The organism is Campylobacter showae CSUNSWCD, from assembly GCF_000313615.1.
Classification (GTDB): domain Bacteria; phylum Campylobacterota; class Campylobacteria; order Campylobacterales; family Campylobacteraceae; genus Campylobacter_A; species Campylobacter_A showae_A.
Window position 1 is genome coordinate 49,511 of sequence record NZ_AMZQ01000002.1, and the last position, 24,634, is coordinate 74,144.

General features: G+C 42.8%; 20 protein-coding genes and 1 tRNA gene. 16 read left to right on the top strand and 5 right to left on the bottom strand.

The annotated features are described in order from the left end of the window. Positions 1-41 precede the first annotated feature (41 nt). From CSUNSWCD_RS02305 to CSUNSWCD_RS02350, 9 genes are all read left to right on the top strand, one after another. Positions 42-115: transfer RNA gene (locus CSUNSWCD_RS02305), tRNA-Arg, on the top strand. A gap of 309 nt (positions 116-424) precedes the next feature. Then, positions 425-5,659 carry a DUF4214 domain-containing protein gene (locus CSUNSWCD_RS02310; RefSeq protein WP_009493418.1) on the top strand — a complete coding sequence of 1,745 codons (5,235 nt, stop codon included), beginning with the start codon at positions 425-427 and terminating at the stop codon, positions 5,657-5,659. A 503-nt stretch (positions 5,660-6,162) separates the two neighbouring features. Beyond that, positions 6,163-6,765: a DNA-3-methyladenine glycosylase I gene (locus CSUNSWCD_RS02315; RefSeq protein ID WP_009493420.1), complete on the top strand. Its 603-nt coding sequence runs from the start codon at positions 6,163-6,165 to the stop codon at positions 6,763-6,765. After that, positions 6,762-7,121 carry an MmcQ/YjbR family DNA-binding protein gene (locus tag CSUNSWCD_RS02320; protein WP_009493422.1) on the top strand — a complete coding sequence of 120 codons (360 nt, stop codon included), beginning with the start codon at positions 6,762-6,764 and terminating at the stop codon, positions 7,119-7,121. Before CSUNSWCD_RS02315 ends, CSUNSWCD_RS02320 begins: the two co-directional genes overlap by 4 nt. 703 nt (positions 7,122-7,824) lie before the next feature. Continuing rightward, on the top strand, positions 7,825-9,114 hold the full coding sequence (murC, locus tag CSUNSWCD_RS02330) for a UDP-N-acetylmuramate--L-alanine ligase (protein ID WP_034964232.1): 1,290 nt from the start codon (positions 7,825-7,827) through the stop codon (positions 9,112-9,114). Next, positions 9,111-9,458, top strand: coding sequence for a hypothetical protein (locus CSUNSWCD_RS02335; protein ID WP_009493428.1), 348 nt, complete (start codon positions 9,111-9,113; stop codon positions 9,456-9,458). The genes murC and CSUNSWCD_RS02335 overlap by 4 nt, the downstream gene beginning before the upstream one ends. Before the next feature lie 192 nt (positions 9,459-9,650). Beyond that, positions 9,651-11,813, top strand: a complete 2,163-nt coding sequence (locus CSUNSWCD_RS02340; RefSeq protein ID WP_051990293.1) for an endonuclease MutS2 — start codon at positions 9,651-9,653, stop codon at positions 11,811-11,813. A 586-nt stretch (positions 11,814-12,399) separates the two neighbouring features. After that, positions 12,400-12,993: a LysE family transporter gene (locus CSUNSWCD_RS02345; protein WP_034964162.1), complete on the top strand. Its 594-nt coding sequence runs from the start codon at positions 12,400-12,402 to the stop codon at positions 12,991-12,993. A gap of 68 nt (positions 12,994-13,061) precedes the next feature. After that, entirely contained in the window at positions 13,062-14,987 is a 1,926-nt protein-coding gene (locus CSUNSWCD_RS02350) for an EAL domain-containing protein (protein ID WP_034964177.1), read from the top strand. A 627-nt stretch (positions 14,988-15,614) separates the two neighbouring features. On the opposite strand, the gene hisG is transcribed toward CSUNSWCD_RS02350, so the two are convergent. From hisG to CSUNSWCD_RS02375, 5 genes are read right to left on the bottom strand one after another with little or no spacing between them, the layout of a single operon-like run. Next, positions 15,615-16,223: an ATP phosphoribosyltransferase gene (gene hisG / locus CSUNSWCD_RS02355; protein WP_009493442.1), complete on the bottom strand. Its 609-nt coding sequence runs from the start codon at positions 16,221-16,223 to the stop codon at positions 15,615-15,617. Then, on the bottom strand, positions 16,217-16,846 hold the full coding sequence (locus CSUNSWCD_RS02360) for a type III pantothenate kinase (protein WP_009493444.1): 630 nt from the start codon (positions 16,844-16,846) through the stop codon (positions 16,217-16,219). The genes hisG and CSUNSWCD_RS02360 overlap by 7 nt, the downstream gene beginning before the upstream one ends. Continuing rightward, positions 16,833-17,165 carry a hypothetical protein gene (locus CSUNSWCD_RS02365; protein ID WP_009493446.1) on the bottom strand — a complete coding sequence of 111 codons (333 nt, stop codon included), beginning with the start codon at positions 17,163-17,165 and terminating at the stop codon, positions 16,833-16,835. Before CSUNSWCD_RS02365 ends, CSUNSWCD_RS02360 begins: the two co-directional genes overlap by 14 nt. Continuing rightward, entirely contained in the window at positions 17,162-18,172 is a 1,011-nt protein-coding gene (locus tag CSUNSWCD_RS02370) for an outer membrane protein assembly factor BamB family protein (protein ID WP_009493448.1), read from the bottom strand. The genes CSUNSWCD_RS02365 and CSUNSWCD_RS02370 overlap by 4 nt, the downstream gene beginning before the upstream one ends. Then, positions 18,169-18,735 (bottom strand): hypothetical protein, encoded by a 567-nt coding sequence (locus CSUNSWCD_RS02375; protein WP_009493449.1) that lies wholly within the window; start codon positions 18,733-18,735, stop codon positions 18,169-18,171. Before CSUNSWCD_RS02375 ends, CSUNSWCD_RS02370 begins: the two co-directional genes overlap by 4 nt. A 123-nt stretch (positions 18,736-18,858) precedes the next feature. Between CSUNSWCD_RS02375 and gatC the strand changes: the two genes are divergently transcribed. The 7 genes from gatC to CSUNSWCD_RS02410 are packed head-to-tail and all read left to right on the top strand — an operon-like array spanning position 18,859 to position 24,628. Continuing rightward, positions 18,859-19,146, top strand: a complete 288-nt coding sequence (gatC, locus tag CSUNSWCD_RS02380) for an Asp-tRNA(Asn)/Glu-tRNA(Gln) amidotransferase subunit GatC (protein WP_009493450.1) — start codon at positions 18,859-18,861, stop codon at positions 19,144-19,146. Between the two features lie 12 nt (positions 19,147-19,158). Then, the gene (locus CSUNSWCD_RS02385) at positions 19,159-20,274 is read left to right on the top strand and encodes a type IV pilus twitching motility protein PilT (RefSeq protein ID WP_009493451.1); all 1,116 of its coding nucleotides are present in this window, start codon (positions 19,159-19,161) and stop codon (positions 20,272-20,274) included. Beyond that, on the top strand, positions 20,274-20,867 hold the full coding sequence (locus CSUNSWCD_RS02390; protein ID WP_009493452.1) for a CvpA family protein: 594 nt from the start codon (positions 20,274-20,276) through the stop codon (positions 20,865-20,867). Before CSUNSWCD_RS02385 ends, CSUNSWCD_RS02390 begins: the two co-directional genes overlap by 1 nt. Beyond that, positions 20,864-21,337, top strand: coding sequence for a Fur family transcriptional regulator (locus tag CSUNSWCD_RS02395; RefSeq protein WP_206159151.1), 474 nt, complete (start codon positions 20,864-20,866; stop codon positions 21,335-21,337). The genes CSUNSWCD_RS02390 and CSUNSWCD_RS02395 overlap by 4 nt, the downstream gene beginning before the upstream one ends. Continuing rightward, positions 21,337-22,845, top strand: coding sequence for a lysine--tRNA ligase (gene lysS / locus CSUNSWCD_RS02400; RefSeq protein ID WP_244263907.1), 1,509 nt, complete (start codon positions 21,337-21,339; stop codon positions 22,843-22,845). The genes CSUNSWCD_RS02395 and lysS overlap by 1 nt, the downstream gene beginning before the upstream one ends. After that, complete coding sequence (locus CSUNSWCD_RS02405) at positions 22,842-24,086, top strand: serine hydroxymethyltransferase (RefSeq protein ID WP_009493455.1); 1,245 nt, start codon at positions 22,842-22,844, stop codon at positions 24,084-24,086. Before lysS ends, CSUNSWCD_RS02405 begins: the two co-directional genes overlap by 4 nt. Continuing rightward, complete coding sequence (locus tag CSUNSWCD_RS02410; protein WP_034964238.1) at positions 24,086-24,628, top strand: DUF1882 domain-containing protein; 543 nt, start codon at positions 24,086-24,088, stop codon at positions 24,626-24,628. The genes CSUNSWCD_RS02405 and CSUNSWCD_RS02410 overlap by 1 nt, the downstream gene beginning before the upstream one ends. Positions 24,629-24,634: the final 6 nt, after the last annotated feature.

Sequence of the window (24,634 nt, forward strand, 5' to 3'; positions counted from 1 at the left end):
ATATTTTGACCCTTGTAATTAAAACGGGTTTTTATTTTTATGTCCTCATAGCTCAGCTGGATAGAGCGCAGAATTCCTAATTCTGAGGCCGTGAGTTCGAATCTCGCTGGGGACATTTTACAGCCACATTAATAAACTTTTAAAAATATTTTTTAGAATCAAATTTGTACTTCATCCGCAATACTATTTTACTATCGACTTTGATTTGTAAATTAATATTTTATACCACTTTTAAGCCATGAGCAGTATTTCAATATTAAATTAATAAATTACTAATTCAATATTGAAATTTTGATCTTTCAGAAATAATCAGTTAAACAAACTAAAAATCAGCTCCTCTCTTTTTATAAAATTATGGTATAATTGGCGATAGTATTCTGTAAAATAGAACACTAAACATCAAGTAACTTTAAAGGAGTCCTTAATGGCAGTAACACAAGCAGAGGTTGCGCAGCTTTACGTGGCGTTATTTAACAGAGCCCCAGAAGGCGCTGGATTCAAAGCATGGATTAGCTTTGGCCACAACAAAACACAGGCTGAGATAGCTCAATTGATGCTAGAATCTCCGGCAGCTATAGACTACTATGGCGGCAGAATAGACCAAGATAAAGATTATATAGAGCTTATCTATAAAAATATTCTTGGCAAAGATTATACGCAAGATCCTGATGGTATTAACGCATGGGTTAAGCACCTTCAGCTAGGTCATTCAAGAGGCGAGACTCTCGTCAAAATATTTGAGGTAGCACAGTCTGCGGCAGCTAAAGCGGCAGATCCAGTTGCAGCTAAAATTTTCGAAAATAAGACGGCTATTTCAGCTTATATGGCTGAAAAAATCGCTAACATAGAAACAAGTGTTTCCGGAAGTTATGATTATAAACCGTTTCAGGAAATTATAAAAACTACGACCGATACGAATTTTGAAGAGCAAAAAGCAAAAATAGACGCTCTTGCCGCTTCTACTTCATACACTCTAACTACTGAGCCAAACGATTTAACCGGTGGAGTTGGACAAGATATTTTCAACGCTGTTGCAGACTCATTCATGGGTACAAACACTCTAAAGCCTACAGATAAGATCGACGGCGGTATGGGAGAAAATACTCTGAATGTTACCTTGAAAGATAATTTTAACGGTATGACTACGGGGTTTATCAAAAATATAGATAACCTAAATTTAACAAACACCTCTACAGCTAAAAAGACCTTTAATGCAAGAAATATTGATGGTCTCAAAAAAGTAACTTTAGATGGCGAAAATGGTATAAATTTCATAAATCCTCAAAATTTAGTCGATTTAACCATTGAGAATCTAAAAAGCAGTACGGAGTCGTTTAAATTAAATTATAACACCGGAACTATCGCTGGCACAAATGATACGCAAAATTTAACATTAGATAATGTAAATTTGCATAAAAATGCTATAGATAACGTGGTCGGTGTTGCAGGCACAGGTATAGATATCCCAAATATCGAAAATTTAAACATAACTACAAAAGGCGAGAAAAGCACTGTATTTATAAAATCAGGCGACAACACGAACCACTACAAAACTATATCGGTTAAAGGCACTACCGATATTAAACTTATGGTGGAAAGCGATCGCTTAGAAAAGGTCGATGCCTCTGCCTTTACTCACAATCTAGAGTATGAATTTAAGCCAAGTGCAAATACGCCTATCGGCGCTACAAATGTTATAAAAGGCGGTAGCGGTAACGACACTATAAAGCTTGACTTTAAAGACGTAGATGCTACAAATAAAACAAATTTCGATATAGACGGCGGTACTGGTAAAGATACTCTAAATATCGAAAGATTAAAAGCAAAAGAGAATAAATTTACCGTAAACAACATAGAAAAGGTAAATATACAAAAAGTAGACACCGGTACGGCAAATGATACTGCAAGTATAGATTTTGCCGGTTCAGACGTAACGGCTCTTAACACTACAAAAACAAAGAGCAACCTAGTAGTTACAAACTCTACTATAAAAAGCGTTACGGTAGACAAGCCTGATCCGGAAAATACCGATGTAGCCTCTGGCCCTTACGGTAGAGTCGAGTTTAAAAACGGTTATTTACAAGAGATCAATATAACAAACACAATCGATCCGCAAGACGTTAACGGCAACGCAATTATCAATCCTGTTACTCCTGGACTACGCAGTCAGGTTACGGCTTATGTAGCTGCAGACGAGAGCGAAAGAGTAACGGTAAACGTAGATAAAAACGTATATGCTCAAAAGATCGGCGGAGCCGGTGCTAGCGCTGCTTGGGTAGATGGTAACAAAATGCACGCAAACGAAGGCATAGGTATCATAGCTCCAAAAGCTAAAGACATAACCGTAAATTTCAACTCTATCGGCACATATGGAAATAGCGTAGCTAACAATACGGGTATGAGCCTTACAAACATAGCTGTTCATGATTTATCTTCTACAGTTCCTATGCAGGCAAAGACTCTTGAAAAACTAACCGTAAATTCAAAGTCAAGCATCCTAAGTAATCTAGATGCAACGTTCTTTGAAAAGTTAAAAGTTTTCAATATCAACACTGATAACAACTTTGAAGCTTACAGCAATAAACAGTTTAACGATATCGAGCAGATCAACGCTAGAGGTCTTGCGTCAAATAACATTAAGACCGGTAATATTTATTTCATAGATAACGTGATCGGTGAAGGCACTACGACAGCCGCTACGGCTACTCAGTCTATAGCTATCACTGCTGAGCACCTTAATTCGTTTAAAGCAAATAAAGGCGTATTTACGAAGGGTTCTATTGCCGTGCAATTAAACGATATCGCCGGCAACGTAGAGATTGTAAACGGTATAAACCCTATAACTACTACTGCAAACAACCCGACTCCCGGTTCTAATATGCAGAACTTTTTTACCCATACTTCTACGACTTACAACTTCCCATACGCAACAGCCGATAACTCTATCGTTACCGACGCTACATTTAGCGTAAACGGCAATAATATCAACAATCTTTTGATAGGTAATATATCCGCAAGAGATATAGAGATCAATCCAGGCAATGCAAGAGGTAACGTCAGCATCGCAAGCGGCGGCGGAGAGTATACTACTCTTTCTTCGTACGCAAACTCGGTAGGTAAGGTCGGTAGCGACAAGACTATAAACAATACTATAGATATGTCTCAAGTTGCAGGTAGATATTTTATAGGCGAGCTATTTGGTCAAAATATCAATTTCAAGGGAGCCGTATTTAACGCTCCTACATATTATAGCGATCAGATAGATACCGGTTTGTATAGCGACCACGACAGCTGGAGTGGTCACAATTACTCCACTCCTAATGCTATCAAGGTAAATTTCGGCGGGGCTAGAGCAAATCAAGACGTCGTAAACCTTAATGTTAAAGGCGTTCAAACCGGCGAAAAAACAGACGTATACGCTAAATTTGACGACGGTACGGCTTCTCCCGGGGATCTTAAAAAATTCGTCGCGAAAGGCGAGGATATCAACCTTATCGTAAATCCTAAATTTAACGCTGCAACTACTTCGAAACTAGAAACGATAGATCTAAGCGAAGTAAAAGCGGGATCTACTTCATGGGTAAACCTGTCTACCGTTCCTTATAGCACGGATACGACGAGCCATAGCGGATCTACTAATTCAGGTTATAGCAGCTGGCACAATAGGACCGACAATCAAGGTTTCGGTAATGCAGGCCCATCAAACCTAAAAAATCCTCTTTCGGATAACTACGGCACGGCGTCTACAGCTAACTTTAAGGCTACTTCAACATTACCTGATTTTGGTGCTAGAACAGGTGTTACGGGTAATGACATCCCTAACTTTACCGGCACTAAGTGGAACCATAAAAATGTCGACGGGTCATCTACATATTTAGGAAGACCGTCTACGGATCTAGTAAGAGAAAAGAGCGACCTAGGTGCAAATGCTCATACTATGCTTAAAGAGATCAAAGGTACGCAAGGTAACGACGTAGTATTGCTAGCTAATGATATGGCTGCAGCTAACGGCACCGGCAAACTAAACGTAGATCTAGGCGACGGAGACGATATCATCCACGTAGGTACTTTAGCGGCAAACACCGAGATCATCATCGACGGCGGCAAAGGACGCGATCTGTTTGACGTAAGTAGAGCTAAAACCGATACTACGGTAAGTAAAATCGTAACTATCAAAAATATCGAGGCCGGAGACAAGGTTAAGCTAGCGGATTATTTCGCACACGGCTACGATCCAAGGGATCCAAGCGGCGACAGCAAAGACTCTAACTGGGGCGCCGTAAAAGCATACGGTAGCGACAAAGTTCAATTCTACACAGGCAACCACCCTGATGCTAGCACTAGCGCCGCTGCGCACGGTCAGACCTTTAGCACGACTAGTGGTACCGCTAATGCAAATAGCACTACTCCTCCGCTAACTATAACGGGAACAACTTCCGGTAATGCTACAAGCACGGTGTACGGCTACAATACCCCAACCGGAACGGCAGCTTTCGAGGAAAATCTCCAACAAGGAACCACTACCGGTCACTGGGGCGGCGACAGATATCAGTACAAGGCTAACCACGGCGACTTCGCTTGGCAAACGGGAAATGCTACTGCTGCGGCGGCAGGCACCAATATCGCCATAGACGCAAGCGGTAATCGCGGCTTTAATAATTCTACTAGCCCATTCTACGAGCCTGGTAAGGCGGCTGTAAAAGCTACGTTGTCTACGGACGTAGCCGGTGCGGATGCCGGACAAGCTCTACCTACCGGTTGGACGCAAGGAACTCCTTCTACTCCTCTTGATCCTAACGGTTTGGCTTGGGCAACATGGTCGGTAGCGCAAGTCGGCGGCGGTACGGTAAGCTACTATGCAAACAACGGCACTGCTACGCCTTTCACGGGTCTTACCATGAAAAAGCAAGGAAATCTATTCTTTGATACGGCTAAACATACTGAAGTGGCTGGAAGAATGTATTACAATACATATGATGACGTTAACCAGACTGCAGGCGGCGGAACCCAGCAGGGCACTCCAGTGACAGGCACAAACGGTCAGGTGGTTATCCAAAACTCCGGCGTAGCAAGTACTAAGTCAGCTAGCGCAGGTACTATAACTGCTAATAACCTAATAAAGAGCGTAATCGTTCAAACGTCTACTAATAGTGATAAATATACCGGCGGCATAGCCTCTAACGATCAGAGCTTCTATGACGCTCACAACACTATTAAAGTAACGGTTAACTCTAAGCTTACCGATTTGAGTACGGTAGCCGGCCTAGATACCTTGATTCAGGCGGTAAACCATGCTATAGCAAACAATAGACTATGGGGTAATGACTCGACGTACTGGCAAGCAAATTATACGTATTTCAGCAAATTTGCAGATGCCAATAGTACTAGCATGACCGGCGATAACGTAATTATGGGCTATACTAGATATATTAGCGCTAGCGGAAACTACGACGCTCACAACGATAGACTATATGCGTTCTCTTGGAAGGGCGATACATATCTAGTTTATGATAAGCAAGCCGTAGCATATAACGGTAGCAATACCATAGGCGCTGAGGATACCATCGTAAGACTTGCGGGCGTAAACCTAGAAAACCTAAAATACTCTGTTGATCCTGAAAAAGGTACTATTACTATCGATAGTCTTGATCAGGCTTAATCTCCTTTCAGGCGGCTTAGGCCGCCTGTTTTTTTTATATATAAATATTTTTTTCCACATAATTTTATTTCATACTATTTTTATAAATTTTAATCTTTTTCAAATCAAATCGATAAAATAAACCGCAAATCGTAACTTTATTTAATTCATTTTTTAATTAAGATTATACGATAGCGTTGGTAAATTTGATCTCGTTCGCGTTTCTTGCAGTTGTCGGTAGAAGTCGTTTTTGGCTTTTGACGTATTTGCTTCGCCGTCCTTGTAGTTAAGGTATAGTCTTGGCTTAAAATTATACGTAATTCTAGAGTCGGCCCCAAAATACTAGTAAACTTAGTTTTGTATCATAAGTTAAATTTGGCTTGCGATACTTTCGAATTGAAAATCGAATTTGCAAAAAGCAGCTTCAAAAATAAATCTTGGCGGATAAATTTAATTTCCTATCGCCTTGTTTGAGTCAAATTTCGCTACAATCTCTCAAATTTTATCAAAGCTAGGAGCCAAATTTGCAAAATACTCAAAAACTTAAAATCCGCTGCGACTGGGCTGAGAAAAGCGATCTGGAGCGCGTATATCACGACGAGGAGTGGGGCAAGCTAGTAAAGGACGATGCGAAATTTTTCGAGCTCATCTTGCTAGAGGGCTTTCAGGCTGGCATCTCGTGGCATACGGTACTGCTTAAGCGCGAGGCGATGCGAGCGGCATTTGACGGATTTGACGCGCGCAAAATTTCGCTCTACGGCGAGGAGCAAACGGCGAAATTTATGCAAAACCCCGCACTCATCAGAAACCGCCTAAAACTAAACTCGCTTGCCGCAAACGCCCGCGTATTCCTCGCCGTCGTGGGCGAGTTTGGCAGCTTTTACGACTATCTTTGGAGCTATCTTTTGCCTAAATTTGATCCCAAATTTGACGGCAAGCCCATCGTAAATCACTATGAAAACATAAAGCAGATTCCTGCTACCACGCCACTTGCGGATTTCGTCGCAAAAGAGATGAAAAAGCGCGGATTTAAATTTCTAGGCCCCACGAGCGTCTATGCGTTTTTGCAAAGCGCGGGCGTAGTGGACGATCATCTAGACGCCTGCTTTTGCAAAGGAGGCAGATGATGCCTGCACGAAAGCGAGTTTTTAGCTACATCGAGGAGAAATTTGGCGCGCAGGGCGAGCGGATATTTGACAAACATCCGGAATTTGCCGTATTTCGCCACGCGAAAAACCAAAAATGGTTCGCCGTTTTTATGCGCGTGGACGGCGGCAAGCTGGGGCTTAAAAGCGCAAAGGAGCTAGAGATACTAAATCTAAAATGTAAGCCCGATCTAGCAGCGATTTTGCGTGACGGGGAGCAAATTTTGCCCGCCTATCATATGAATAAAAAGCATTGGATCAGCGTAAATTTAAGCTCCAAAATCGCCCCCGAGCAGGTGGAGGATCTGATCGACCTTAGCTTTGAGCTAACGCGATAAAACGCTGGTTGCGAACTACTAGTTTCAACGCCAAATTTGACGACCGGGAAGCGTACTAAGCGCTAATTGGCGGATGCGTAAAATCTCCTAATTTTACCGACGATTCTCTAGCTTACTTTACGTGCGCCTCTTTATGCTTGCGGTCTTATGTAAAGCCTGCTAAAATCCGCATAAATTTCATCTTTTCAGCATCTCAAAATTTCATTTTCGCTAAAATCGGGCTAATAAATTTAAGTAAAAATCGTGCGAACTTTGAGCATGGCCGGCGGCGCCTAATAGCGCAGAGCGGTATCGCGGCGAACGATGCAAAAAGGCTTGAAATTTTGCGAAATAATGCAAAATGAACTTAACGGCTAATATGCGAAGGGATTTATTTGCGCAAGAGGGCCGGATAAATAACAAGCGGCCGAGCAAATACGAAAAATAACGAACGCCGCAATAGAGCAAATGGCTACGACGTTGATTGCTTCATGGGCGACGTAAATATAAATACTTTAAGAATTTACAAGGAAAACGAGTGGAAAATTTAAAACAAGGAAATTTTAACCAAGCAAGCGGGCTTCACCGCACGTTAGAGGCGGGCGGCGCGTCAAATTTTGGCCGCGAAAATTTAGCGCAGTCAAATTTAAGCGGACAAGCGACCCATACAGGCGAAAGAGCTCGCGCAAATGAGCAAAACTTCGAGCGCAAAAAGGTCCATTTCATCGGTATCGGCGGTATCGGCATCTCGGCGATAGCGCGGTTTTTGCACGAAAAGGGCTTCATCATCAGCGGTAGCGACATCAAAGAAAGCCCGACCACGCGCGAGCTAGCCGCGCAGGGCATCGACGTCATCACGCCACATAGCAAAGCTGCGATTAGGGATCAGGACTTCGTCATCTACTCGGCGGCGATAAAGCCTGATAACATCGAGCTTGTCGAAGCGCGCAGCAAAGGGCTACACTGCCTATCGCGCAAAGAGGCGCTACCGATGGTGCTAGAGGGCAAGCGCGTGTTTTCGGTAGCGGGCGCGCACGGCAAAAGTACAACCTCGGCTATGCTCTCTAGCCTCGTGGAGGGCTCCGTCATCATCGGCGCTATCAGTAAGCAGTTTGGCTCAAATATGAAATACGAGCCCTGCGACAACGTCATTTTCGAAGCCGACGAGAGCGATAGTAGTTTTCTCAACTCAAACCCGTATCTAGCCGTCGTGACCAACGCCGAGCCCGAGCACATGGAGCACTACGGATATGATTTGGAGAAATTTCACGCGGCGTATCGCGGATTTTTGGAGCGAGCCAAGGTGCGCGTGATAAACGCCGAGGACGAGTTTTTAGGTACGCTAAAGCTTGATGCCGTGCGCCTTTATCCGAGCACCGATATCACCGAGCTTAGCATGATCGTGCGCGATTTCGTGCCTTACACCGCGTTTAATCTAAAAAATTTAGGCAAATTTGAAGTGCTGGGCATGGGCGAGCACATCGCCGTGGACGCGTCGCTTGCGATCTTGGCCGCGCTAAATGAAACGTCTCTGGCGCAAATCAGGCAAAATTTGCTAAATTTTAAAGGCATCAAAAAGCGCTTCGATATCCTCACCGCTAGTCGCAAATTCGTACTAATCGACGACTACGCGCACCACCCAACCGAGATCAAAGCTACTTTACAATCGGTCTTTGAATACGCCAAACTACTAGGCATCACCAAGATCACGGCGATATTTCAGCCGCACAGATTTACGCGCTTAAGCGCAAATTTGCAGGGCTTTAAAGGGTGCTTTGAGGGCATAGACGAGCTAGTTATCCTGCCTGTTTACGCAGCGGGCGAGACACCGATAGAGATAAATTTAAAAGAGGAGTTTAAACGCTACAACCCAGTGATGACGCAAAAAGTCGCGCGCGAGGGCGAGGGGATAGTCTTTACGGACGAGTTTGGCGTGAAAAACCTGCTCGATGACGGCCTAGTGATCGGCTTTGGCGCTGGCGACATCACATATCAGCTGCGAGGCGACGCATGAGGGTCATAATCGTACTTTTAGGCGTGCTTGCCGCGATCGCGATATTTAGCGTGAGCGACGAAAAGCTAAGCAAAAAGGCGAAATTTATCATCACTTTTTCGGTGATTTTTGTCGCGGCGGCGCTGTACTTTTACGAGACCAGGCTGGAAAGCGAACAAGGCAAAAGGCTGGAGCTGGTCGCGCTTTTTAATCAAGGCAAAACTCTAAAATGCGGAAATTTTGACGTAAATAACACTAAATTTAACTATGAGTTCGGCACTTCCTCTTTTGTCGCAAAACGCGCGGCAAAGGAGCTAAACAGCGTCAAGATCGCGCTTGATGGTTGCGAATTTAAAGGCGAATAATTGCGAAATTTTAAAGATAATCAAAATTTGACCCAAGGCGGAGTTTGGGAGGCGGACGGGCGAGAAAACAGCGTCTCGCGCGAGCAAAGAAACGGCGACATTTTTGACACTACAGGACACCGCGAACAAAAAGAATTTACAAACGCGGAAGGCTTTGAACGGCTTATAAAAATTTTAGACCTACAAGGCTATATGGAGCGGTTTAACTCCTTTTTAGCGCGCCCAAAGCCGCTTTTTATGGCGGGCGACAGCAAGTTGCATTATGAAAAAATTTTAGAACTCTCGCAAAAGCAGTTTGATGCGCCCTCGCCCGCTCAAAATCTAGACGACGCGCTCATTCGCCTTAGCAAGCAAGCCACGCTGCATGTGAGCGAGATTTTTGAGTTTGCTAAGATTATTAGTTACTTTACCTACCTAAAAACGCTCAAATTTGAGGGCAAACTAGGCGAGTGGCTCGCTAAAATCGAGATCCCGCAGCCGATGCTAAAGCTCGCAAACTCGTTTGATAAAAACGGCGAGCTAAAAGACGAAGTGGACGAGCGCCTAGGCAGTATCAGAGACGCGTTTAGCGCCAAAAGAGCGCAAATAGACGCCGATCTGCGCCGCCTCATCTACTCAAAATCCATCACGCCATACCTCGTTGATACGCAGGTGCACTACATCAGCTCCGTCGAGGCGCTGCTCGTGCGCGGCGGGTTTAACCATGTGCTAAAGGGCACGGTCGTGGCTAGAAGCTCTGGCGGATACTTCTATGTCGCGCCCGAAAACATCCAAAAACTCAAAAAAGAGCAAAGCGAGCTGCTGGATAAAAAAGAGGAAATCGTCTATGAGCACTGCAAAATTTTTAGCTCCGCGATGCACAAGGCCTTGCCGTTTTTAAAATTTATAAACGGTGCGTTTGACGTGTTTGACGCCTACTGCGCGCGGGTCTTTACGGCTAAAAGCGCAGATTTTGAGTTCGTGCTACCAAGCGGCGGGTCAAATTTAAAACTAGCAAATTTCGCCCACCCGGCGCTAAAAAATCCAAAAAGCATCAGCATAGACTTTAGTAAAAAGGTACTGCTAATCACCGGCGTAAACGCAGGCGGTAAATCGATGCTTCTAAAATCGCTGATAGCCGCAGCCTTCCTAGCCAAATACCTGCTGCCGATGTGCATAAACGCGCAAAAATCGCAGATCGGAAATTTCAAAGAATTTGACGCCATCATCGAAGATCCGCAAAACGTAAAAAACGACATCTCGACCTTTGCCGGGCGTATGGTGCATTTTTCTAAGCTTTTTACGAAGAAAAATCTGCTCATCGGAGTCGATGAGATTGAGCTCGGAACGGACTTTGAGGAAGCGGCGAGCCTGTATGGCGTGATGATCGAGCGGCTGATGAGTCAGGATATCAAGATGATCATCACCACCCACCACAAGCGCCTTGCTATGCTACTAGCTAAAAACCCGGACGTCGAGCTGGTTGCCGCGCTATACGACGAGGAAAACTCGCGGCCTAAATTTGAGTTTTTAAAAGGTACGATCGGCAAATCGTATGCCTTTGAGACCGCGGCTAGATATGGCATCGCGGCAAATTTGGTCGCGCAGGCGAAAAAAATCTACGGCGAAGACAAAGAAAATTTAAACGAAATCATCACAAAGACGCTGAATTTAGAAGTACAGCTCAAAGAAAAGCTCGAAAGTGCGGAGAAAAAAGAGCAAAAGCTAGACTCCCTAATCGAAAATTTAAAAGAGCAAAAAGAGCGCGCCGAGGCCGAGCAGCACGAGGTTATAATGCGGCTAGAGCGGGAGTATTTTAAGGCGATAAACGAGGCTAGACGCGCGATAAATTTAGACGACACAAAAGAAAAACAGCGCGCCCTAAACCGCGCAAACGAGGCCAAACGCGCCGTGCAAAAACCAGAAATCTCTGCCCCGCCCCAGCTAAAGGTCGGCGACCGCGTAAAATACGGTAAGATAAAGGGCGTCGTCGCAAGTCTGGGGAAAAACGACGCCGTGATACAAACCGACAACGTGAGCATGCGCGTGCCGATAAATCAGCTAAAAATCAGCGGCGAAATGCCAGCACCCGCGAAAAAATCAGGCATAAATCTAAGCGTGCAAAAGCCGCAAAACGCTAGCGTCACGCTCGATCTACACGGACTGCGCGCGGACGAAGCGGTGCAAAAGCTCGATAAATTTATCTCAGATAGCCTAGTGATGGGCTTTGACGAGGTGCAGGTGTATCACGGCATCGGCACGGGCAAGCTCGCCTACGCGGTCAAAAATTTCTTGCGCGAGCATCCGAGCGTGAAGGAGTTTTTCGACGCGCCGGCGGGGCAGGGGGGATTTGGAGCGCAGATAGTGCGATTGTGAGTTCGGAGATTGGCGGCTCGTCTCGCGAGCGCTTTTCCGAGATTTCGCAAAATTTTCGCTCCGCAGGCTATATGCCTAGCGCACGCTCAATTTTGCTTCTTCTGCTTGCAGCTGCGAGCTTGCGAAGCAGAAAACTCGAAAAATCATCTCGCGATACTTCGCCTTATCGTTTTTGCGATCAAAATTTGAAGTCAAATTTGTAAATTTGAGTTGCTGAGACCCTCACCTTGAAAATGCAAATTTAAACCTGCGCATAGCGCAGCAACCTCTCACGTCGTAGGGGATAGGGGATCGTTAAGGGGGAAGGGAGCTCTTTTGCTTCAGCTACGCTTCGCAACTGCAAAGCAGAGCGCAATTCAAGCCCCTTCCCCCTTAACAAGAAAGATTAAGTACACAGTACTAAATTTGATAAAACCAAATTTAGCACCTTAAAGGTGCAGGTCTCGGTGGGTAAATTTCCAAATCCCAAAGTCAAATTTGCATGCTTCATTAAAAATTAAATCCGCTTTTCGCGTCAAATTTAACGACCTCAAAATCTCTCAAATTTAGGTAAAATCCAAAATACAAAAATGAAAAAAGGACAAAGATGAACGCATTTTTGCAGGGCTTGCTGCTGGGTTTTAGCGCGGCGGTACCGCTAGGACCCGTAAACGTGATGATAATGAGCACGGCGGTAAGGTCGTTTTGGGCGGCGTTTGCTATCGGGCTCGGCGCTATGAGCGCGGACGTGGCGTATCTGTTGCTTTTAGCGTTTGGCGTGCTTGAGTATTTGCAGGGCGAAACGGTAGAAAAAATCATCGGGATTTTTGGATTTTGTTATCTAGCCTACATCTCCTACGCCATATTTAAAAGCGCAAACAAGCCTATAATGGCGGACGCGCAGGGCGGTGAAGTAAAATTTAGCAAAAACTACGCAAAAGGCCTTTTTGTCACGCTTGCAAACCCGTACACCGTTGGATTTTGGCTCAGCGTGGCTGGCTTTGCGAAAAGTTTTGAAAACGCGGGCGCTGTCGTAGCGGGGCTAGTAGCGGCGATATTTATCTGGATCGTTTCTATGCCGTTTGCCGTGCATAAAAGCGCGAAATTTATCTCGCAAAACCTTGCAAAATTGCTAAACTACGTGTGCGCGGTCATTTTGCTGGGTTTTGCTTTCTTTTTACTTTATAAACTATTTTTATAAAATTTAGCTTTTATAATTAACTTAAGTAAATAATGATAAAATGAGAGTAATTTTTTTAAAGAAGTTTTATGCAAAATTCGTATTTTAAAAAATCAACAATGCAGTTTATTATTGTGCCGATTATAGTACTTGTGATTTGTGCATGCTTGGCGATGTGTTTTATATTTTATAAAAAACTGCAGGACTCTTCTAATGATATCTCAAACGTCGATATACAGAACAAATCCGAATACTATATGAATATACTACAAATGATCTATAAGGACATAGCAAAGGGCAATATAGATGAGTTCCAAAGATATAGCGAAGTCGCAAAATCTATTCCTTCGTGGATAGTAAAGCAAACCGGTGAAAAAAACGAGCTCGTTGCTTTGGCCAGCTCGCAACAGCCAAATTTGATTGGAGAAAATTTGCCTTATAATTTTTGCGGAATGAACTCTAGTGCACACATGGAGTTAGCGCGTAACGGCGTTTATAAAAGTGTAAAACTGATTCCAGATAACAAGGCTGAAATTTGTTACTTTAAAAAAATAGACGGTGCAATTATCGGTTATAATATGGTTCAGGGCGTTAAAATTTCAGGTTTTGACGATCCGCTTTTCATGCAATGGCTTATAGTAAATATGAAAAACACTTTTATCGTAACAAGCGTAATGGTGTTTATTTGTATTTTTCAGTATCTTCTTTTTTATAAAAGTATAAGAAGTAATCAAATCTCGCTTGTAAAAACTAATGCTAAGCTTGCTGCTAATAATACCGAGATGCAAAAGCGTCTTTATAGCGACGCATTGACCGGCTTGCCAAATAAAACGGCTTTGGAGCGTGATTTGGAGACGATGAAAAGTCCTAAAATTATCGTTGTAGATATCGATGAGTTTAGAAAGATGAATAACTACTTTGGCGTAGTAGTTTGCGATCAAATTCTGGTACGCATGACTCAAATTTCACAAAAATTCGCAAACGATAATAATATGGCCGTTTATCGCGTGGGTCCCGATCAATTTGCATTTGTCGAGGATGCTATGCTATTTATCGATAGGTATGAAGATCTGGCGACCGAGCTTTTGGATAATATCAAGGGTTTAATTGTCGGCATAGCTGCGCCAGATGGCGAGCAAATCGAGATAGAGATTCATTGCACGGTCGGTTTTGCGCTTGATGAAACAAATACCCTTAAAAAGGCAATGACGGCGCTAGAGTTTGCCAAGCAAAACGGAAAGGATTATTTTTGTTACTTTAAAAATATAGATGATACTCCACAATATGCAGAGCAGATTACGCGATCAAATATGATACGAAATGCTATCGTAAATGACAAGATTGTGCCGTTTTATCAACCGATATTTAATAAAGAAAAGCAAATCGTAAAGCATGAGGCGCTAATCCGTATTCAAAATAGTAATGAAATCATATCGCCGAGCGTGTTTCTGGAGGTTTCAAAGCGCATTAAGCGTTACACGGACATAGAAAAAATGTTGATCGAAAAAAGCTTTAAACTAATCGCCGGTATACCAAATGCCGTGATTTCTGTAAATTTGTCCGGACGAGATATGACTGACGGCGACGTAAGCGTGTTTATTATTGAAAAATTAAATAAATATAAAGTTGCAGGGCGCGTGATATTTGAGATATTAGAGGATGAAAACGTCGAGAATATCGAGCGCATAGGAATATTTATCGAGCGCGTGCGCAGGATGGGCGTAAAGATCGCTATAGACGATTTTGGCTCTGGCTATAGCAACTTCTCCTACATCCTAAAACTAAAGCCCGACTACATAAAAATCGACGGCTCCATCATAAAAAATATCGATACGAGCGAGGACTCTCGCGCGATAGCGGGCGCCATCATCGCCTTTGCTAAAAAGCTTGATATCACGGTAATAGCCGAATTTGTCCGCTCAAAAGAGGTGTTTAATACATGCGTAGAGCTTGGCGTGGACGAGTTTCAGGGCTTTTATCTAGGAGAGCCTAGAGACAGCCTTTATGAGGATTAAAATTTAACTGCGACGCTATTTTGTCGGAGGCTTTAATCTTTTGCTATCTTATAAATTAGTCTTGATTTTTTGATGAATTATCGCCGATTTTTTATATCATTTTAACTTTTAATAAAAACAATAATGTCTCTTGCGGAAATTTTAAAGCGGACCGATTTTTGTAAATAAACTACCAAGTAAAGCCTTATAAAATGAAATCTCGTTGAGAAATTGCCGGAATTTATGCACTTGACACGCTTTAGGGCCTGCTTCATTAACTTTTGTAATTATTTATGGATCAATTGCCTTCTTGTGTTTGTACTAAGTTTGGTTTAGATTTTTGTTTTTGCGACAGCGGCGTCAAATTTGACTTTAATTTTTATTGGGTTTTGGCGATTCTTGTTTGATTACGAAAAAACATCATATCGCGCAAGGATAAGATTTGTACATGCGCCCAAAAAGCTAAGTATAATTGGTTTTTGTAGTTTGGCTTGCGAGCTTTGTATGGTTTAAATTTTATCAAGATTGATCGCCGAGTATTGTGATTAAAAACTATCAAATTTCAAGATATTTTTTGCAGAAATAAAAAAGCTAAATTTAGCGACCTGCATCGTAAAGACGCAGGTTAATTCGACTTACAAATTTAGCTTAAATTTGCGCCTTGATTTTTTCGTAAAGCGATAAAATTTCGTCTTTTTTGATGATAAAGCTATTTTTATTTGCGATAAGGTGTGCGGAGCTGTACATGATGGTCTCGGCGACTCTGAGTCCGTTTTGCTTCATCGTCGTGCCCGTTTCCACGACGTCCACGATCGCATCTGCTAGTCCAACCAGCGGTGCTAACTCGATTGAGCCGTAGAGCTTGATGATCTTTAGCGCGGTGGCCTTTGCGGCAAAATAGTTGCGCGAAATGTGCGGCATTTTAGTGGCGATTTTTAGCTCGGGAGTGTTTAAATTTAGCTCCTCACCCTCTTTTATGCCCACGCAGACGCGGCATTTACCGATCTTTAGATCAAGTAGGCGCACGACGTCAGGACGGTGCTCTTCAAGCACGTCAAGACCCACCACGCCGATATCTGCAGCGCCGTTTACGACGTAGGTCGGGATGTCTTGGTTGCGAACCATTAGAAATTTAAAATTACCCTCGCTCATCAACAGTTTTCTATCCTCAAACTCAAACGAGCTTTGAAAAATTTTCCTAAAAATCGCTAGAGTTTCGTCAGCGATGCGGCCTTTTGGCAAAGCAACCGTTAGCATAAGATGTCCTTTTTTTGTTCGATTAGTTTTTGCATCCCGCGAAATACGAGCATGCGGTCGTAGATACTCGTGGCGAAAAAGCGCGATAAAAACTCGCCGTCGCCGCCCGTGAAGTAGATTTTCGAGCCGTTTGCCATACTTTCGATAAGAAGCAGGATTGGCTTGATGACGCCGTAGCTTACTGCATCGGTCGTTTTTTGCGGGAGCGCGTCGAGGTCGATCTGCGAATTTAGCGAGATTTTTAGCCTAGGTGAGATTGTCTCGCAAGCTTTTAAGATGTGCGAAATGCCGGGCAGTATTGCGCCGCCAAGATGCATAGAGTTCATCATGACGTCTATCGTTATGGCGCTACCTGCATCGACAATAAGGCCGTTTTTTGCGGCGTAACAGCTAGCCACGCGGTCTATACCTAGACCTTTATAGATAGTGTCCAGTTCAAAATACGGCTCCAAATTTACGAATCTGGGCGAATTTTGCAATCTCTTGGTTACTTCGTCGTTTACGCTGATAAAATAAATCTTCTCGTCGCTTCTAAAATATTTAAAATTTTCAAGTCTGATTTTTGTGATTTTGCCGTTTTCAAAAAAGGTGGCGTTAGTGTTGCCTACGTCACATAGAGTCATGTTTGTAGCCGTTTTCTTTCATTAATTTTGCAGTTTTTGAGCAGATATCAGAGCTATAAAAAATAGCTTTTTTCTTAAAATTTACTCCTGTTTGCTCGGCGATTTTGCTGGCTATTTCGTTGATTGTTTCAAACTCTTTGCTTAAAAATCTAGCCTTTGCGCTACGGAAAAATAAAAGTGTATAAAATCCCTTCATATCAACGCCCGTAAGTGCGGCAAGGGTCTTTTTTTTAGTAAATTTATCAAGCTCCGTCCAGCTTAAATTTTTTAAGATAATTTTTTTGGCTTCCAGAACTTGATAAATTTCTTGTTTCGTCATTTAAGCTCTAAACTGTAATCGTCGTAGTAAAATTCTTTCGCGCCGGCGAAAATTTGGCTCTCGACCTCGTCTGAAAGCTCGTAAATTTTGGCATTTTCAAGCGCTAGATCTGTCTTTATGAGATATCCTGTTTTTTCCATTATATAAAGCGAGCCGTTATAGACGGTGGCGCTTGAAAAGATGGCGAATTTAAAATATGCGTCTTTGATTTGTTTCAAATTTAAGTCGCTAAGCACGATTTTTCCGTCTTTTAGCAAGATATATATATATTCGCCGTTTATGACGATGTCTTTGATCTCGCCGTTATAATAAACCGTTTTTTCGGGATTTATCGAGACGATACGTTTTCCGGTGGCGGCTATCATCGTGTCGTTTACGACGTTGAGCGAGATGATGTTGTTAAAAAACTGCTCGCTACTCACGACCACGTCACGTAAAATTCGACCTTGGTTTTTATCGGCTATCATGATCTTTCCGTCAAGCGTAGGAAATATAACGAGCGAGCTCATAAATAACGGCGCAGCGACGCGAGAGTCCTGCGCATAGACGTTTGAGCTTTCAAACTCGAGCAAAGTATCGTTTGTTGCAATGTCGATGAGATATATGACGTTACCCGCGCTTAAAAGGGCTAGTTTATTATCTTCTAGAGCGGCTGAAACGATTGCTTCATTGAAGCTTCTTTGAAATAAAATTTCGTTTGAGCTGTTTGCAACGATCAAATTTCCGTCCAAATCAGAGCTTATAATTTTATCGTCGCTGTAATTTAACAAAGTAGCGCCTTTTGTCAGCTTTGTTTCGGGCGCTAGTAAACCGTTTTTAGTTATCGCCATACCGTTTTTTAGCACCGCTCCGTTTATGCTAGCCGTCGCGATACTAGCCGGTAGCCTGTTTTCTGAAATTTTTTCATTTTGCACGTCGGTCGGCTCGAAATACTGCCTTTTTGTGCTGCATCCGCCAAGTACCGCGACGCAGAGTGCAGCCGCTAAAATAGCTTGAAATTTTCTCATTTTGCATTTCCTTGATAGTGTTCTAAATTTTTGACGATGGATTGAAGCTGAGAATTTAGAGGAACCTTTTTAAATTCGTTTTTTGCTTCGTCGATTTTATTTTCTTTCATTAGCTCATACCCTCTAACAACGGCCTTATACGAGCTTAAAATTTGACCGCTAGGCTCGTTTATCTGAGACTTTACGATATCTTTTAAAAGGGGGTCAATCTGCTCGTTTGCTAGCGACTTTAGCGCGTTTGTGTCGTTGTTATCAACCGCTCTTTTAAACTCGTAAAGCGCGTAAAGCGAGGCGTCTTTTTGCTTTAGCTCGGCTTTTGCCTGCTCGTCTTTTGGATTGAGTATCAGTTTTGCATATGTGGCATTTGCTGCTTTAAACTCTTTTTCTTTTAAGGCGCCGTTTATATAGTATCCTGCCGCTCCGACGATACCCAAAACGACTGCGCCTATGATAATTTTTTTATATTTTTTAAAAAATCTTTCGCTTTTTATTATGTTTTCTAAAAATTGTTCTTGAGTATTTAACTCTTCCTTTATAGAATCAATATCATCTTTGATGGCCAAGTTTGTTCCTTAAATTTTAGTTATTGAAAGTTCGTAATTGTAGCATAATAAATATAAAACATCATAAAAATCAAGGCAAATTGTGTTATAATGCGGAAAATTTTAAAAATTTGACGAGGTTTTATGCAGATAGACGATACTTTATTAACCAAACTCGAAAAGCTTAGTTCGCTTAAAGTCGAGAGCGACAAGCGAAGGGAAATCGAAGGTCAACTCAGTGAAATTTTGAGCTTTGCAGGCATACTAGACGAGCTTGATTTAAGCGCTTCTCAAGCGGTAGTAAGCTCTAGAGAGGGCGGAACTCCGTTAAGAGAAGACGTAAGCGTGAGCTCTGATGTGATAGAAACTATACTTAAAAACGCTCCAATGAGTAGCGAACACTTCTTTGTCGTGCCGAAAATTATAGAATAAGGAAAATTTTATATGGAGCAAATAAGGCAAGAAACTCAAAATGATAGTTTAGAGCCCAAGAAAATAGATGTAAGCTTGGAGACGTTATTAAAAACGGTCGTCCACAATAAGGCCAGCGACTTGCACCTTGTCGCAAGAAGCGAGCCGCAGATCAGAATAGACGGAACTTTGAGGCCGCTTGAGCTCGGCGTGCTAAAAGGTGACGATATACAAGATATCTGCTATGCGCTCATAACAGACGTGCAAAAAAGCGATCTTGAGGAAAATAGGGAGCTTGACTTCGCGATAGAGCTTCCGGGCGTCGGGCGCTTCAGGGGCAACTATTACTATACTATGAATGGCGATTTGGCCGCCGCATTCCGTATTATTCCGACAAATATTCCGTCTCTTGACGACCTTAGAGCGCCTGCTATTTTTAAAGAAGTGGTAAAGCGCGAAAAGGGACTAATTTTGGTCACCGGACCTACGGGTAGCGGTAAATCGACGACGCTTGCCGCGATGCTAAACGAGATAAATTTAAACGAAAGAAAGCATATTATTACCGTAGAAGATCCCGTTGAGTTCGTACACACGAATAAAAAAGGTCTTTTTTCTCATAGAAACGTCGGCGTGGATACCAAGTCTTATGCCAAGGCGCTCAAAAGCGCGCTTCGCGAAGACCCTGATATTATTTTGGTGGGCGAGCTTCGAGATAGGGAAACGATATCCACGGCTATTACTGCGGCGGAAACAGGCCACTTAGTATTTGGCACGCTACACACAAACTCAGCTATTCAGACCATCAACCGTATCATAGATAGCTTTGAGGGCGGCGAGCAACTCCAGGTTCGAAATATGCTTTCTGTTTCTTTAACGGCGGTTATATCGCAAAGCTTACTGCCTAAAATAGGTGGCGGACGACTTGCTATCCATGAGATTCTAATTAACAATAACGCCATCGCAAACCTTATTAGAGAAAATAAGGTGCATCAAATTTACTCCCAAATGCAACTCAACCAACAAGTAACCGGCATGGTAACGCAAACGCAGTCCTTAATGAAAGCTATTAGAGCAAATCAAATTACGAAAGAAATGGCGATGAGGTATTCAACCAATCAGCAAGAACTCGCGCCGTTGTTGGGTGTGTAATGGACTTTGTTACACTATTTGACGTAGTCGTCGTTTCATTAGTTTTGATACTGGGTATAAAAGGCGTGATAAGCGGACTGATAAAGGAAATTTTTGGCCTTATCGGCCTTATCGGCGGTATAGTTGTAGCTAGTAGATTTGGTATTAAGGTCGGTCATTTAATAAGCGATAATATTTATAAAATAGATGGCGATTCTATTCTGTTTTTTGCAGGATTTTTAACGACGCTTATCGTATTTTGGTTGCTTTGCCTGGGTATCGGCGCATTTTTGTCAAGGTTAGTTAGATTAAGCGGGCTCGGTTTTTTAGATAAAATGGGTGGTTTCGTTATCGGAAGCGCTAAAATTTTCCTGGTTTTTGCAGTTTTGATAGTAACTATTTCAAACATTCAAGTTTTAAATAACAAAATCGAGCCGTATTTTAGGGGAAGTAAACTGTACCCGATTTTGCTGGATACCGGCAAATGGATAATGAATGTTAACGTAAAAGGCATATCAGGCGGCGTGGGAAATATCGAAACGCCGTTTGACGCATCTATGCAGGAGCAAAGACCCAATTTTGAGATAAATTCGACGATTAAGGAGTATAAATAATGATTGAGAATTTAGAATACGACGCGCTTCTTGATAAATTTAAAAAAATTTTGAGAGACAATGGCCTAAAATACACGCAACAGCGAGAAGTTCTACTAAAAACGCTCTACAACAACGACGAGCACTTCACTCCGGAGAGACTTTATTTTTTCATTAAAGAGACCTATCCCGACCTAAACGTCGGTATAGCAACCGTTTATAGGACGTTAAATTTGCTCGAAGAGGCCGAGATGGTAACCTCTATCAGCTTTGGCTCACAAGGTAAAAAATTCGAGCTTGCAACCAAGCCTCACCACGATCACATGATATGTCGCAGATGTGGCGCTATAATTGAATTTGAAGACGCAACTATAGAAAAAAGACAAGCAAACATCGCAAAAGAGCACGGCTTTAAGCTAACGGGGCACATGATGCAGCTTTACGGAGTATGTAAAGAGTGTATTGCTAAAGAGGCAAAGGGTGGCAAGTGATATTTGAAAATCAATTAGAAATACAAAGATTAGAGACGGCAAACGAACTAAGAAGCGCGGGCGTAAATCCCTATCCGCATTTTTTACGCCGCGATATGGATATAACTAAATTTAGACTCAAATTTAAACATATAATAGACACCGAAGAGAAGAGCGCCGAAGGTCAGCTAGTAAGCATTGCCGGGCGCATAAAGCTCATCAGGGATGCGGGCAAGGCGATATTTGCCAACATCGAAGACGAGGACGGCAATATTCAAATTTACTTTAGCAACAAGACGCTTGATCCTGATTGGTTTAAGGTCGTAAAGAAAAATATCGAAGTAGGCGACATCATATATGTGCGCGGATATGCCTTCGTCACGCGAACAGGCGAATTTTCTATGCACGTTAGCGAACTTACTTTGGCATCAAAGGCTATTTCGCCGCTTCCGGAGAAATTCCACGGACTAACGGATATCGAGACTAGATACCGCCAAAGATATCTTGATATGATAATGAACCCCGAGGTTAGGGCTGATTTTAAACGCCGCTCGGTTATCGTTAGCACGATTCGCAGATTTTTCGAGGATAAGGGCTTTTTAGAGGTTGAAACTCCAATGCTTCACCCAATAGCTGGCGGCGCAAATGCAAAACCATTTGTGACATTTCACAACGCTCTTGGAGTTGAGAGATACCTAAGGATCGCACCTGAGCTATATCTAAAACGCCTTATAGTTGGCGGTTTTGAAGCTGTTTATGAGATGAATAGAAACTTCAGAAATGAGGGTATGGACCTAACCCACAACCCTGAATTTACAAGCATAGAGTTTTACTGGGCATACCACAACTACCACGATCTAATGGGCATCACAGAGGATTTATTTAATGTCATTTTAGACAAGCTAGATATGGAAAAAGTGATACATTTTGACGGCATGGAAATTGATTTTAGTAAGCCATTTAAGCGCATAAGCTACAAAAAAGCCCTAGTTGAGATAGGCGGACTTGCTGAGGATGTCGTAAGTGATAAAGCTAAAATTTTAGCAAAACTAAGAGCTGACGGCTTTGAGGCAAACGAGAAGCTTGACCTTGGACACTTACAGGCTGAACTCTTTGACAACTACGTAGAGAGCAAGCTCATCCATCCAACTTTTGTCATAGACTATCCGATCTCTATTAGCCCACTTTCAAGAAGAAGCGACACAAATCCTGATGTGGCAGAGAGATTTGAGCTATTTATCGCTGGTAGAGAGCTAGCAAATGGCTTTAACGAGCTAAATGATCCGATCGATCAATACAACCGCTTTAAGGCTCAAATCGACGCTAAAAACGCAGGCGATGACGAGGCTCACGAGATGGACGAGGACTATGTAAAAGCCCTAGGATACGGCATGCCACCAGTTGCAGGCGAAGGCATAGGCATCGATAGACTTGTTATGCTTTTAACAGATAAAAAATCAATACGCGACGTTGTCCTCTTCCCAGCGATGAGGCCACTAAAAACTGAGACAAAGGAGAACGAAAAATGAGTTTGCAAAGCTACGATAAAGATATTTACGACCTAGTAAATTTAGAGTTAAAACGCCAGTGTGATCACCTTGAGATGATTGCTAGCGAAAATTTCACATATCCAGATGTTATGGAGGTGATGGGCTCAATCCTAACAAACAAATACGCCGAAGGCTACCCTGGTAAGAGATATTATGGTGGCTGCGAATTTGTCGATGAGATCGAGCAGATCGCTATCGATAGATGTAAAGAGCTTTTTGGATGTGAATTTGCAAACGTTCAGCCAAACTCAGGCTCTCAGGCAAACCAAGGCGTTTACGGAGCTTTGCTTAACCCAGGCGATAAAATTTTAGGCATGGATCTAAGCCACGGCGGACACCTAACTCACGGCGCAAAGGTAAGCAGCTCTGGCAAGATGTATGAGAGCTTCTTTTATGGCGTAGAGCTTGACGGTCGCATAAACTACGATAGAGTTATGGATATCGCAAAGATAGTAAAACCAAAGATGATCGTTTGTGGCGCTAGCGCATACACAAGAGAGATCGAGTTTAAGAAATTTAGAGAGATAGCTGACGCTGTTGGTGCGATACTCTTTGCAGACGTTGCTCACATCGCTGGCCTTGTAGTAGCCGGTGAGCATCAAAATCCTTTCCCACACTGCGACGTCGTAAGCTCAACTACGCATAAAACTCTAAGAGGTCCAAGAGGCGGCATCATCATGACAAATAACGAAGAGTACGCTAAAAAGATAAACTCTTCTATCTTCCCAGGCATCCAAGGCGGGCCACTAGTTCACGTCATCGCTGCAAAGGCAGTTGGCTTTAAACACAACCTTAGCCCTGAGTGGAAAATTTATGCTAAACAAGTAAAAGCAAACGCTAAAAAACTTGGCGAAGTGCTAATTAGCAGAGGCTTTGATCTAGTAAGTGGCGGCACTGATAACCACCTAATCTTAATGAGCTTCTTAAATCGCGAATTTAGTGGAAAAGACGCTGATATCGCGCTAGGAAATGCTGGCATAACAGTAAATAAAAACACAGTTCCAGGCGAGACACGAAGTCCGTTTATCACAAGCGGCATACGTGTAGGTAGCCCAGCTCTTACAGCGCGCGGCATGAAAGAGGCTGAATTTGAGCTAATAGCAAACAAGATAGCCGACGTGCTAAGCGATATCAACAACACCTCTTTGCAAGAGAAGATCAATGGCGAGCTAAAAGAGCTAGCTCATAAATTTATAATCTACGATAAAGCGACTTATTGATGCATAGTATGGACACTGCGCTAATTAAAATGAACACGAGCCACTACTGGATCAAACGCGATAGTATCGTAAGCAAGATCGAGTATAAGGGGCGGACGTTTTTTAATAAATTTGAGCTCATAAACGAGCCTCTAAGCTATCAGGCAATCAAAGACCACAACGAGGGCAAGATCACGGTCGCGCACTCGCTGATACTACCTGGCGACAAGGTAGAAAATATCGTCTTTGATTACAATGGTAGGATGCCCGAGCGCTTTTGGCATAGAACCCAACTTTTGCTCCGCGAGGAAGGATTTTTAAATTTTACAGCCTATGAGAGTAAAACGCCGGGACACCTGCATCTTTACGTGCACAAGGGGCATACAACGCTAAACGAAGGCTGTCAGATTGCAAATAAGCTATCTATGCTACTTAGTTCGCGTCTAGCAAAAGAGTGGAGAGTGTTTCCTGCGATGGAACTGCCAAAAGAATTTAATATTTTGACCTTGCCATACAAGGTTTATCAAAAAGAGCGCGGCGCAAGCTGGTCTAAACATATGTAAGGAGTA

Coding starts and splice junctions, on each gene's coding strand:
- CSUNSWCD_RS02310 (WP_009493418.1), top strand. CDS start 425: ATGGCAGTAACACAAGCAGAGGTTGCGCAGCTTTACGTGGCGTTATTT.
- CSUNSWCD_RS02320 (WP_009493422.1), top strand. CDS start 6,762: ATGATGCCTGCACGAAAGCGAGTTTTTAGCTACATCGAGGAGAAATTT.
- CSUNSWCD_RS02335 (WP_009493428.1), top strand. CDS start 9,111: ATGAGGGTCATAATCGTACTTTTAGGCGTGCTTGCCGCGATCGCGATA.
- CSUNSWCD_RS02340 (WP_051990293.1), top strand. CDS start 9,651: ATGGAGCGGTTTAACTCCTTTTTAGCGCGCCCAAAGCCGCTTTTTATG.
- CSUNSWCD_RS02345 (WP_034964162.1), top strand. CDS start 12,400: ATGAACGCATTTTTGCAGGGCTTGCTGCTGGGTTTTAGCGCGGCGGTA.
- CSUNSWCD_RS02350 (WP_034964177.1), top strand. CDS start 13,062: ATGCAAAATTCGTATTTTAAAAAATCAACAATGCAGTTTATTATTGTG.
- hisG (WP_009493442.1), bottom strand. CDS start 16,223: ATGCTAACGGTTGCTTTGCCAAAAGGCCGCATCGCTGACGAAACTCTA.
- CSUNSWCD_RS02360 (WP_009493444.1), bottom strand. CDS start 16,846: ATGACTCTATGTGACGTAGGCAACACTAACGCCACCTTTTTTGAAAAC.
- CSUNSWCD_RS02365 (WP_009493446.1), bottom strand. CDS start 17,165: ATGACGAAACAAGAAATTTATCAAGTTCTGGAAGCCAAAAAAATTATC.
- CSUNSWCD_RS02370 (WP_009493448.1), bottom strand. CDS start 18,172: ATGAGAAAATTTCAAGCTATTTTAGCGGCTGCACTCTGCGTCGCGGTA.
- gatC (WP_009493450.1), top strand. CDS start 18,859: ATGCAGATAGACGATACTTTATTAACCAAACTCGAAAAGCTTAGTTCG.
- CSUNSWCD_RS02385 (WP_009493451.1), top strand. CDS start 19,159: ATGGAGCAAATAAGGCAAGAAACTCAAAATGATAGTTTAGAGCCCAAG.
- CSUNSWCD_RS02390 (WP_009493452.1), top strand. CDS start 20,274: ATGGACTTTGTTACACTATTTGACGTAGTCGTCGTTTCATTAGTTTTG.
- CSUNSWCD_RS02405 (WP_009493455.1), top strand. CDS start 22,842: ATGAGTTTGCAAAGCTACGATAAAGATATTTACGACCTAGTAAATTTA.
- CSUNSWCD_RS02410 (WP_034964238.1), top strand. CDS start 24,086: ATGCATAGTATGGACACTGCGCTAATTAAAATGAACACGAGCCACTAC.